Genomic DNA, 11,141 nt, shown 5'->3' on the forward strand with positions numbered 1-11,141 from the left:
GTCACTCACTGCGGTGTGCTCCTCGTGGTTGGGGTGTTCAGGCCTGCGCGGCGGCCGGGGTCTCCGGCACCGCTTTCTCTTCCTCTGCCGCGGACCCGTTCAGGCGCCGCGTCCACACGGAAAGGATGCTTTCGGGGGTGCGCGGCGTCGCGAGGCTCACCGCGACGTACACGATCAGGCTCGCGCCGAGGCCCCAGTAGATCGGGCTGTTGGCCGCGACGCCGTCGATGATCATGAACGCGACCACGAACACCGTGCCGGCCACCATCGACGCGTAGGCGCCCTGACGCGTGCCGCGCTTCCAGAACAACGCGCCGAGGATCGTCACCAGCAGGCCGCCGACCAGGATGTCGTAGGCGATGGTGAGCGCGTTGACGACGTCGTCCACGACCATCGCGATGCCGATGGCGACGACGCCCAGGACCAGCGTGGTCACGCGGTTGCGCAGCACCTCGCCGCCCTTGAGGCCGATCTTGCGCAGCAGGTCCGACGTCGTGGTGGTGGCGCACGCGATCAGCGCGCCGCTGGAGGTCGACATGAGCGCCGACAGCGCGGCGGCCAGCACCAGCCCGCGCACCCCGGTGGGCAGCAGGCGTTCGGCGATCGTGGCGAACGCGTCCTGCGCGCTGCCGAGGTCGGGGTAGAGCACCTTCGCGGCCGTGCCGATGAGCGCGCCGGCCACGCCGTAGACGAGGCAGTAGACACCGGAGATGATGCCGCCGCCGGTCGCGACGCGCGGGGTGCGGGCGGTGAACACGCGCTGCCAGATGTCCTGCCCGATGAGCAGGCCGAAGGTGTAGATCAGGAAGTACGTGAGGATCGTTTCGCCGCCGATCGAGGTGAACTCGAAGTAGGTGGCGTCGAGCTTCTCGGCCATCCCGCCGAAGCCGCCGGCGGACACGAGCGCGATCGGCAGCAGCACGAACAGGATGCCGATCGTCTTGATCACGAACTGCGCGATGTCGGTGAGCGTGATCGACCACATGCCGCCCAGCACCGAGTAGAGCACCACGATCGAGCCGCCGATCGCGATGCCGGCCCAGCTCGGGATCGAGAACAGGACCTTGAAGATCGACGCGAACGCCAGCGTCGAGGTCACGGTGAGCATGAGCGTGTAGCCCCACATGACGACCCCGGACACGGCGCTGGTGCGGCCGCCGTAGCGCAGGTCCAGCATCTCGCCGACGGTGTACACGCGCAGCTTCACCAGCCGCCGCGCGAACACCGCGTGCAGCACGAGGATGCCGACGCCGATGGTGACCACGAGCCACGCGCCCGAGACGCCGTAGGTGTAGCCGAGCTTCACGCCGCCGACGGTCGACGCGCCGCCGAGCACGACGGCCGACATCGTGCCGGAGTACATGAACCAGCCCAGCCGCCGGCCCGCCACGAGGTAGTCGGACTTGGTCTTCGCGAGGCGCAAGCCGATCCAGCCCACTCCGATCATGCCCGCGATGTACAGCGCGATCACCGCGTAGTCGCCGCCCACGGGGTCCTCCTCGGTTCTCTGCGGGGTTGTTCGGGCCACCGTAGGTTCGTGCGCCACCACTGCGGCATGGGACGATCCGTCCAGGAACCGTCGAAAGCCGGGATGGAATGACCCAGAACCTCGAGCACGAGTCCGCGGAAGTGAATGTTCCGTTACGGACGGTCGTCGGCAACCCGGAGCTCGCGCTCGACCTCGTGCGGGAGACGCTGCGGCCGGGCGCGCTCGACGCGCCTGTGCGCTGGGCCCACGTGAGCGAGCTCGATGATCCCGCGCCCTACCTGCTCGGTGCCGAGCTGGTGCTCACCGCCGGGGTCAACCTGCCGCGCGAACCGGAGCACTACGTCCGCCGCCTGCGCGACGCCGGCGTGACCGCGCTGGGTTTCGGCCTCACCCCGACGGTGTCGGAGACCCTGCCCGAGCCGCTGCGCGACGCGTGCGTGCGCCACGGATTGCCGCTCCTGGTCGTGCCGCCGCGCACGCCGTTCCTCGCGATCAGCCGGGCCGTCGCCGTCGCGCTCGCCGAGGCGGGGCAACGCGAACAGCGCCGGACGGCGGCCGCGCGGGAGGCCCTCACGCGCGCCGCGGGCGACGGCATGGGGGCGCTCGTGACGGCGCTGGCCGAGCGGCTGCGGGGCTGGGTGGCGCTCGTCGGGCCCGCCGACGCGCTCGTGGCCGGGCACGACGCGCCGCAGCCGTTGCCGCCGGAAGTCGCCGACCTGCTCACGACGGTGCGTGCGGGCACCGGCATCCGCAGCGCGACCACCGAGCTGCCGGACGGGACGTACGTGGTGGCGCAGCCGGTGTACCCGCAGGCGACGGCGGCGCACCTGCTCGTGCTCGGGCGTCGCCGCCGGTTCGACGGCGGGGACCGCGCGATCCTCGCCGTCGGCGCGGCTTTGCTCGGGCTCGTCGGCCGCGCCGGCTCCGACACGGCGGAGCTCGGCGCGGCGGCCACCGGTCTGCTGCTGGGCCGGGGTGGCGCGGGCGTGCTGACGACGTTGCTGGGCACGGCGGAGGGCCGGCTCGTGGCCGGGGTCGCGCACCGCCGGGGCCCGGACGAGGTCGCCGTGCGCCACGACTGGCTGCGCGCACGGCTCGACACTCCGCTCGTGCAGGTGCTGCCCGGCCCGCGGTTCCTCGCGGTGGTGGGTGCGCCGCCGGAGCTCGACGGGCTGCGCGAACACGGCTGGCTCGCGGTGGCCGGCTCGCCCGTGACCGCGGACGGGCTGCCGGGCGCGCTCGCGGAGGCGGAGCTGCTGCTGGCCCGCGCCCAGGCCCTCGGACGACCGGTGGTGGCCGCGGACCCGCTGGGTTTCGACGCGCTCGTCGCGCCCGGTGCCGCGGCGGGGTTCGCCGAGCGGGTGCTGGCGCCGTTGCGGGAGCTGGACCGCGCGCACGACCGGGAGCTGGTGCCGACGCTGCGGACCTGGCTCGCGCACCACGGCGGCTGGGACCGCACGGCCGCCGAGCTCGGGGTGCACCGCAACAGCGTGCGGCACCGGATCGGGCAGGCCGAACGGGCGCTGGGCGTGGATCTTTCGGACCCCGAGACGCGGATGCGGCTGTGGTTCGCGCTGCGCTGGTCGTGAGCTGCGCGTGAGGTGGCCCGGAGTGTCCATTCAGGTCTCTCAGGTGCTCTCAGGAAACTGTGGGATTGTGGTCTGGTGCGTGTTCTGGTAGTCGAAGACGAAGAGCCCTTGGCCGACGCGATCGCCCGCGGCCTGCGCCGCGAGGGCATGGCGGTGGACGTCGCGTTGACCGGTGACGACGGGCACGAGAAGTCGTCCGTCACCCGGTACGACGTGGTGCTGCTCGACCGCGACCTGCCCGGGATGTCGGGCGATGAGCTGTGCCGCGAGATCGTCGCGTCGGGCGAGCTCACGCGGGTGCTCATGCTCACCGCGAGCAGTTCCGTCTCCGACCGGGTCGACGGGCTGTCGCTCGGTGCGGACGACTACCTCGCGAAGCCGTTCGCGTTCCCCGAGCTGGTCGCCCGCGTGCGTGCCCTCGGCCGCCGCGCGACGCCGGCCGCGCCGCCGCTGCTCACGGCGGGCGACGTGGAGCTGGACCCGGCGAAGCGCATCGTGCGCCGCGCGAGCGGGCCGATCGACCTGACGCGCAAGGAGTTCGGCGTGCTCGAGGTCCTGCTGTCGGCCTCGGGTTCCGTGGTCAGCAGCGAGGAGCTGCTGGAGCGCGTGTGGGACGAGAACGCCGACCCGTTCACCACGACGGTGCGGGTGACCGTGATGACCTTGCGCAAGAAGCTGGGTGAACCGGGGATCATCGAGACCGTGGTGGGCTCGGGCTACCGGGTGCCGGTCGCGGAGGCCGGCGCGTAGTGAACCTGCCCGGCACACGCAGCCTGCGGGCCCGGGTCACGATCCTCGCGACCGTGCTGGTGGCCGCGGCCGGGCTCCTCCTGCTGTGGCTGGCGTGGTCGCTCGTGGGCGACGCGGTGGACGCCGTGCCGCACATGCCGCCCGGCACGATCGTGCGCGTGGACGGGGTCGACGTCGACGCGTCCACGCTCGCGCAGCACCTGCGGACGCACGCGGTGAACCGGGTGCTGATCTTCGGCTCGCTGGCGTTCTGCTTCGTCGTGGCCGCGGCGGCGATCCTCGCGTGGACCTTCACCTCGCGCGTGCTGCTGCCGCTGCGCGAGATCACCGGCACCGCGCGGCGGCTCTCGGTGGAGTCGATGGGCGAGCGCATCGGCGAGGTCCGCTCGCGCGACGAGCTGGCCGAGCTTGCCCAGACCTTCGACGACATGCTCGACCGCCTGCAGGCCGCGTTCGACGCGCAGCGCCACTTCGTCGCCAACGCGAGCCACGAGCTGCGCACGCCCCTTTCGGTCATCCGCACCGAGCTCGATGTCACGCTGTCCGACGAGGAGGCCGACGAGGCCGAGCTGCGGCGCATGGGCGGTGTGGTCCGCGACGCGACGGAACGCGCCGGCCAGCTCGTGAACTCCCTGCTGCTCCTGGCCCGCACCGACGGCGCCGGCCTGGTGCTGCGCGAGCCGGTGGACCTGGCGGTGCTCGTCGGGCGCGCGTGGGCGGCCGTGCGCGCGGAGGCTTCGGCGCGGGGCCTGCGCGCCGAGTTCGCCACCGTCGCCGCGCCCGCGTTCGGTGACCCCGCGCTGCTCGAACGCATCGCCGGCAACCTCGTCGAGAACGCCGTGCGCCACAACGTCGACGGCGGCTGGGTCGAGGTCACCACGACACCGGGCCCCCAGTGGTCCACGCTGCGCGTGCGCTCGTCGGGCGGCCTGCTCGACCCGGCGGCCGTGCCGGAGCTGTTCGAGCCCTTCCGCCGCGCCGGCGTCGCCCGCACCGCCCGCTCGGGAGCGGGCCTGGGGTTGTCGATCGTGCGCGCCGCGGTCCAGGCCCACGGCGGTGCCATCTCCGCGGAGCCGGTGGTGGGCGGCGGGTTGACCGTCACGGTTCATCTGCCGGCCGGACCGCACGGCGTCCCCACCCGGTAACGTTCCCGCCCCGCCGGATGATGATCGTGCGTGGGGATGCGAATGTGGCGCTGGCTCGCCCCGGTGCTGGTCGTCGCGCTCGGGGTGGGCGCCGGATTGGCCTTCGTGGTCGGGACGGCCGTGCGGCCGGCCCCGTTGCCGGTCGACCGCACGCCGGTGCCGCTGGCCGCGCACCAGCCGTGCCGGGACGTGCAGGCGTATTTCGACACCGACGAGCAGATGCGGCGCGCCGCCGCCACGTTCCACGACGACCCCGACGCGCGGCTCGTCTTCGTCGAGACCAAACACGAGTCCTTCCTTTCGCTGCGCGACGGCTTCAAGGACCACCCGGAGATGCTGAACGGCCTGGGCGGCGAGGAGAGCTCGCCCGCGGTGGTCACCGTCGTACCGCCGCCCACCACCGACCTCGTGGCTTACACCGCCCGGCTGAAGACCCGCTTCCCGGACGCGCAGGAGATCTACTCCATGGACGTCAACGCCTTCAACAAGCTGTTCGGCAAACCCCGCGACGGCCGGACGTGCCCGCGTGCGGGCGAGTACTGAGCGCGTGATGGGGATTCGCTTGTGGCGCTGGCTCGCCCCGGTGCTGGTCGTCGCGCTGAGCGCGGGGGCCGGGCCGGCGTTGCTCGCCGGGGCTGCGGTGCGGCCGGCCCGCTGCCGGTCGACCGGACACCCGTGCCGCTGGCCGGGCACAAGCCGTGCGCGGCCGTGCAGGTGTTCTTCGACGCCGGGGTCGGGCGCGATCTCGATGGCGAAATGCGCCGGGTGGCCGCGGCGCTCGCTGACGACCCGAAGGCGCGGCGGGTGTACACCCAGACCCAGGCTGAGGCGTGGGTGCAGTTCAAGGAGCTCTTCAGGGACGACCCGAACCTCGTCGCACAGGCGAAGCCGACGGACATGCCGGCGGTGATCACCGTGATCCCGGTTCCGCGCACCGACTTGAGCGCGTATGCCGCCGAACTGAAACAGCGGTTCCCGAGCGCAGCCGACGCAAACCGGTTCGACGTCGACTCGTTCGCGAAAACCCTGCCGGGGGACCAACGCGGGCCCGCCTGCCCTCCGGCCGGCGAACGTTGACCCCGGCATCCGGGGTGAGAGGAAAGACCGTGGGGATTCGCTTGTGGCGCTGGCTCGCGCCGGTTCTGGTGGTCGCGCTCGGGGTGGGCGCCGGGGCCGCCTTCCTGGTCGCCGGGTCGGTGCGGGCTGTGGCGTCGTCGGCGGCTCGGACGCCGGCGCCGTCGGCCGGGCACCAGCCGTGTGTGGTTGTGCAGGTCTTCTTCCGTGACGACGATTCGATGCGCCGCGCCGCCGCCGCGCTGGGTGAGGACCCGCGGGCTCGTCGGGTCTTCCTCGACACCCAGGCGATGACCTGGATGGAGTTCAAGAAGATCTACAAGCAGGACCCGGCGAAAATCGCCGCCGCGAGTGAAAGCGCCATGCCGGCGACGGTGGGCGTGCTTCCGGTTCCGGGTGTCGACCTCACCGCGTACGGCGCCGAGTTGAAGCAGCGGTTCCCGGACGGGCAGAAGGTCCAGCAGCTCGACCTCGAGGCCGTCTGGAAGAAGTACCACTCAGGGCTCCAGGGCTTCGTCTGCGCTTAGCCGCACCGCGAACGCTGACCGGGACCACTCCCGGCTCGGTGTGTGATGATCTTTTCATGGGGATTCGCATCTGGCGCTGGCTCGTCCCGGTGCTGGTCGTCGCACTGGGCGCGGGGGTCGGGCTGGCGTTTGTCATCGGGGCGGCCGTGCGGCCGGATCCGTTGCCGGTGAATCGCACACCGGTGCCGCTGGCCGGGCACCGGCCGTGCGCGGCCGTGGACGTGTACTTCGACGACGACCAGGCGATGCGGTTCGCGGCCGACCAGCTGCGCGACGACCCGAAGGCCCGGCACGTGTACACCGAGACGAAGGCCGAAGCCTGGGTGCGCTTCAAGGAGATCTTCAAGGACGAGCCCGACCTCCTGGCGACCACGGATCCGAGCGCCATCCCCGGCTCGGTGACCGTGATCCCGCTTCCGGGCACGGACTTGAAGGCGTATGCGGCCGAACTCGGGCGGCGGTTCCCGAACGCGCGGCGGGCCGAGGACTTCGACGTCAACGCCGTGCGCGAGAAGCTCCCCCAGGACAAGCGCGGTCCGGTCTGCCCGCGCGCGGGGGAGTTCTGATCAGGTGAGGCGAATGTGGCGCTGGCTCGCCCCCGTGCTCGTGCTCGCCCTCGGTGCGGGTGTCGGCTTGGCCTTCGTCGTCGGCGGCGCCGTGCACTCCGACGCCGTGCGCCGGCATCAGGCCGCGCCGTCGGGTGAACGCGGGGGCTGCACCGCCGTGCAACTCGCCTTCGACAAGGATGACGAGATGCAGTTCGCGGCGCAGGCGCTGCAGGACGACCCCGACGTGGCCGAGGTGTTCACCGAGACCCGGGCCCAGACTTACGCCCGGCTCAAGGAAGTTTTCAAGGACGACCCGGACCTGCGGCAGGCGATGGGCCCGGAAGACGTGCCGCCGATGATCACCGCATTCGGGCGACCGGGCACCGACGCGACCGCACTGGCCGCGAAACTGCGGCAGCGGACCCTGGGCGCGGGAGGCGTGAACCCGCTGACCCAGGACCAGGTGCGAGAGTACTTTCCGCCCGGCACCCGCGCCCCGTCCTGCCCGTAACCCGGAACCCGGAAGCGGGGCGGCCGTCCACAGAGGACAGCCGCCCCGGAAAACTCAAGCCACCGGAACCGAAGCGACACCCGGCGCCAGGAACGGCTTCCCGTTCACCCGCTCGGAGACCCCCGCGCGGTCCAGGTACGGCGTGATGCCGCCGTTCCAGAACGGCCAGCCCGCGCCCAGCAGCAGGCACAGGTCGATGTCCTGTGCCTCCGCGACCACGCCCTCGTCGAGCATGAGGCGGATCTCCTCGGCGATGGCGTTCAGCGCGCGGTCGCGCACCTGCTCCGCCGTGGACGGGTTGTCGCCCCGGGTCCACAGCGCGTCGACCTCCGGGTCGACGGACGCGTTGCCCGACGAGTCCCAGGTCCACACGCCCTTCTTGCCCGCCTTCACGAACTTGGCGAGGTTCTCGCTCACCGTGAAGCGGTCCGGGAACGAGCCGTGCAGCGTCTCGCCCACGTGCAGCGCGATGGCCGGGCCCACGAGCTGCATCAGGTTCAGCGGCGACATCGGCAGGCCCAGCGGCTCCAGCGCCGAGTCCGCGACCTCGAACGGCGTGCCCTCGTCCACGGACACCAGCACCTCGCCGAGGAAACGCAGCAGCAGCCGGTTGACGACGAACGCCGTGGCGTCCTTCACCAGCACGCTCGACTTCTTCAGCTGCTTGCCGACCGAGAACGCCGTGGCGAGCGTGGCGTCGTCGGTCTTCTCGCCGCGCACGATCTCCAGCAGCGGCAGCACGGCCACCGGGTTGAAGAAGTGGAAACCCACCACGCGCTCGGGGTGCTGCAGCTTCGAGGCCATCGCGCTGATCGACAGCGACGACGTGTTCGTCGCCAGGATCGCCTCGGGCGACACGTGCTGTTCCAGCTCGGCGAACACCGCCTGCTTCACGCCCAGCTCTTCGAACACGGCCTCGATCACGAAGTCGGCGTCGGAGAACGCGGCCTTGTCCAGCGACCCGGTCACCAGCGCCTTGAGCCGGTTGGCGCCGTCGGGGGACACGCGCTTGCGGGCCAGCAGCTTGTCGATCTCGTCGTGGACGTACCCCACGCCCTTGTCGACGCGCTCCTGGTCGACGTCGGTGAGCACCACCGGCACCTTGAGGCGCCGCACGAACAGCAGCGCCAGCTGGCTGGCCATCAAGCCCGCGCCCACGATGCCGACCTTGTTCACCTTGCGCGCCAGCGACTTGTCCGGCGCGCCGGCCGGGCGCTTCGCGCGCTTGTTCACGAGGTTGAACGAGTACAGCCCGGCGCGCAGCACGTCGGACATCAGCAGCTCGGCCAGGCCGTCCGTCTCGGCCGCGTAGCCGCGGTCGAGATCGTTCTCCCGCGCCAGCTCCAGCAGCTCAACGGCCTTGGTCGCGCCCGGCGAAGCGCCGTGCGTGCGACCGTCCACGATGGACTTCGCGCGGGCGATCGCCGCGTCCCAGCCGGCGCCGCGATCGATCTCGCGCCGCGCGGGGGTGACTTCGCCGTTGACGACCTTCGCGAGCCACAGCAGCGACTGTTCGAGGTAGTCGGCCGAGCCGAACACCTCGTCGACGATGCCCAGCTCCGCCGCCTGCTTGACGTTGAGCATCTTGTTCTGCGCCAGCGCGTTCTCGATGATCACGGTGACGGCGGCGTCGGCCCCGACGAGGTTCGGCAGCAGCTGCGTGCCGCCCCAGCCCGGGAACAGGCCGAGGAACACCTCGGGGAACGCGATCGCGGCCGTGTTCTCCGAGAGCGTGCGGTAGTGGCACGACAGCGCCAGCTCCAGCCCGCCGCCCATCACCGCGCCGTTGACGAAGCCGAACGTCGGGATCGTCGACTCGGTGAGCCGGCGGAACACGTCGTGGCCGGTCTGCGCGATCTTGCGCGCCAGCGCCGGGTCGGACACGGCCTCCACACCGGACAGATCCGCGCCGACGGCGAAGATGAACGGCTTGCCGGTGACCGCGATCGCCGCGGGCTCGGCCGCGAACGCCACGTCCAGCGCCGCGTTCAGCGAGACCAGCCCCTGCGGGCCGAATGTGCTCGGCCGGGTGTGGTCGTGGCCGTTGTCGAGCGTGATCAGCGCGACGGGTTTGGCCAGCCCCGGCACCTTCACCAGGCGGGTGACGGCGGTGGTCACGACCTCGTCGGGGAACGCGGCCTTGGCCTCTTCAGCGGTGAAAGTCATTTACTTCGCCCCCTCGAACGCCGGGTTCTCCCAGATCACGGTGCCGCCCATGCCGATCCCGATGCACATGGTGGTCATGCCGTAGCGCACGTCGGGGCGCTCGGCGAACTGGCGCGCCAGCTGCGTCATCAGCCGCACGCCGGACGAGGCCAGCGGGTGGCCGCACGCGATCGCGCCGCCCCACTGGTTCACGCGCGGGTCGTCGTCGGCGATGCCGAAGTGGTCGAGGAAGGCCAGCACCTGCACGGCGAAGGCCTCGTTGATCTCGAACAGGCCGATGTCGTCGATCGACAGGCCGGTGCGCTTGAACAGCTTCTCCGTGGCCGGGATCGGGCCGATGCCCATGACCTCCGGCTCGACGCCGGCGAACGAGTAGCCGACCAGCCGCATCGCGACCGGCAGGCCCAGCTCGCGGGCGGTTTCCTCGTCGGCGAGGATCGACGCGGTGGCGCCGTCGTTGAGGCCCGCCGCGTTGCCCGCGGTGATACGGCCGTGGGGCCGGAACGGCGTCTTCAGCTTCGCCAGCTGCTCCACGGTCGTGCCCGGGCGCGGCGGCTCGTCCTCGGTCGCCAGCCCCCAGCCGAGTTCCTTCGAGCGGATGGCGACGGGCACCAGCTCGGGGCCGATCTTGCCGGTCTTCACGGCCTCGGCGTAGCGCTCCTGGCTGCGCGCGGCGTAGGCGTCGGTGCGCTCCTTGGTGATCTCCGGGAACCGGTCGTGCAGGTTCTCCGCGGTCTGGCCCATGACGAGTGCGGTCGGGTCCACGAGCTTGTCGGCAATGATGCGCGGGTTGGGGTCCACGCCCTCGCCCATCGGGTGGCGGCCCATGTGCTCGACGCCGCCGGCGATGGCGATGTCGTACGCGCCGAAGCCGATGCCGCTCGCGACTGTGGTCACGGCCGTCATCGCGCCGGCACACATGCGGTCGATCGCGAAGCCCGGCACGGACTTCGGCAGCCCGGCCAGCAGGGCGGCGGTGCGGCCGATGGTGAGGCCCTGGTCGCCGATCTGGGTCGTCGCGGCGATGGCGACGTCGTCCACCCGCTCGGGCGGCAGCTCGGGGTGCCGCCGCAGCAGCTCACGGATGGCGTTGACGACCAGGTCGTCCGCGCGGGTCCCGGCGTAGATGCCCTTGTCGCCCGCCTTGCCGAAGGGGGTGCGTACCCCTTCGACGAACACGACGTTGCGCACCCCACGCGCGGTCGGCGCAAGGGGCGGCGTTGCTGGTGCGGCCACGAATGCTCCTGAAGTAGACAGAAATCCTGTCCGCACGATAGCCCTTGTTACCGGTGGGTAACCAGGGGAGTGGCCCGGACGAGTGGGCGACGGCACACTCCCGGGC

General features: G+C 71.8%; 11 protein-coding genes. 8 read left to right on the plus strand and 3 right to left on the minus strand.

What is annotated here, in order from left to right:
• Positions 1-37: 37 nt before the first annotated feature.
• Positions 38-1,489, minus strand: coding sequence for a sodium:solute symporter (locus AB0878_RS43495; RefSeq protein ID WP_366588049.1), 1,452 nt, complete (start codon positions 1,487-1,489; stop codon positions 38-40).
• A gap of 107 nt (positions 1,490-1,596) precedes the next feature.
• On the opposite strand from AB0878_RS43495, the gene AB0878_RS43500 reads away from it, so the two are divergent.
• The 8 genes from AB0878_RS43500 (at position 1,597) to AB0878_RS43535 (ending at position 7,633) form a co-directional block, all read left to right on the plus strand.
• Positions 1,597-3,078, plus strand: a complete 1,482-nt coding sequence (locus AB0878_RS43500; RefSeq protein WP_366588051.1) for a PucR family transcriptional regulator — start codon at positions 1,597-1,599, stop codon at positions 3,076-3,078.
• A gap of 75 nt (positions 3,079-3,153) precedes the next feature.
• Positions 3,154-3,828, plus strand: a complete 675-nt coding sequence (locus AB0878_RS43505; protein WP_220238356.1) for a response regulator transcription factor — start codon at positions 3,154-3,156, stop codon at positions 3,826-3,828.
• Positions 3,828-4,973: a HAMP domain-containing sensor histidine kinase gene (locus tag AB0878_RS43510; RefSeq protein WP_366588054.1), complete on the plus strand. Its 1,146-nt coding sequence runs from the start codon at positions 3,828-3,830 to the stop codon at positions 4,971-4,973. The genes AB0878_RS43505 and AB0878_RS43510 overlap by 1 nt, the downstream gene beginning before the upstream one ends.
• Positions 4,974-5,003: 30 nt before the next feature.
• On the plus strand, positions 5,004-5,516 hold the full coding sequence (locus AB0878_RS43515; protein ID WP_366588056.1) for a hypothetical protein: 513 nt from the start codon (positions 5,004-5,006) through the stop codon (positions 5,514-5,516).
• A gap of 132 nt (positions 5,517-5,648) precedes the next feature.
• Positions 5,649-6,050 (plus strand): permease-like cell division protein FtsX, encoded by a 402-nt coding sequence (locus tag AB0878_RS43520; protein WP_366588058.1) that lies wholly within the window; start codon positions 5,649-5,651, stop codon positions 6,048-6,050.
• Between the two features lie 29 nt (positions 6,051-6,079).
• Positions 6,080-6,574 (plus strand): hypothetical protein, encoded by a 495-nt coding sequence (locus tag AB0878_RS43525; protein WP_366588061.1) that lies wholly within the window; start codon positions 6,080-6,082, stop codon positions 6,572-6,574.
• Between the two features lie 56 nt (positions 6,575-6,630).
• Positions 6,631-7,140, plus strand: a complete 510-nt coding sequence (locus AB0878_RS43530) for a permease-like cell division protein FtsX (RefSeq protein WP_366588063.1) — start codon at positions 6,631-6,633, stop codon at positions 7,138-7,140.
• A 13-nt stretch (positions 7,141-7,153) separates the two neighbouring features.
• On the plus strand, positions 7,154-7,633 hold the full coding sequence (locus tag AB0878_RS43535) for a hypothetical protein (protein WP_366588065.1): 480 nt from the start codon (positions 7,154-7,156) through the stop codon (positions 7,631-7,633).
• 54 nt (positions 7,634-7,687) lie between these two features.
• Here the strand turns inward: AB0878_RS43535 and AB0878_RS43540 are convergent, their stop codons facing one another.
• Both AB0878_RS43540 and AB0878_RS43545 read right to left on the minus strand, forming a co-directional pair.
• Entirely contained in the window at positions 7,688-9,799 is a 2,112-nt protein-coding gene (locus AB0878_RS43540; protein ID WP_366588067.1) for a 3-hydroxyacyl-CoA dehydrogenase NAD-binding domain-containing protein, read from the minus strand.
• Positions 9,800-10,990, minus strand: coding sequence for a thiolase family protein (locus AB0878_RS43545; protein ID WP_366588139.1), 1,191 nt, complete (start codon positions 10,988-10,990; stop codon positions 9,800-9,802).
• Positions 10,991-11,141 lie beyond the last annotated feature (151 nt).

The sequence above is a fragment of the Amycolatopsis sp. NPDC047767 genome (assembly GCF_040704195.1).
Lineage (GTDB): Bacteria > Actinomycetota > Actinomycetes > Mycobacteriales > Pseudonocardiaceae > Amycolatopsis.

Coding starts and splice junctions, on each gene's coding strand:
- AB0878_RS43500 (WP_366588051.1), top strand. CDS start 1,597: ATGACCCAGAACCTCGAGCACGAGTCCGCGGAAGTGAATGTTCCGTTA.
- AB0878_RS43530 (WP_366588063.1), top strand. CDS start 6,631: ATGGGGATTCGCATCTGGCGCTGGCTCGTCCCGGTGCTGGTCGTCGCA.
- AB0878_RS43535 (WP_366588065.1), top strand. CDS start 7,154: ATGTGGCGCTGGCTCGCCCCCGTGCTCGTGCTCGCCCTCGGTGCGGGT.
- AB0878_RS43540 (WP_366588067.1), bottom strand. CDS start 9,799: ATGACTTTCACCGCTGAAGAGGCCAAGGCCGCGTTCCCCGACGAGGTC.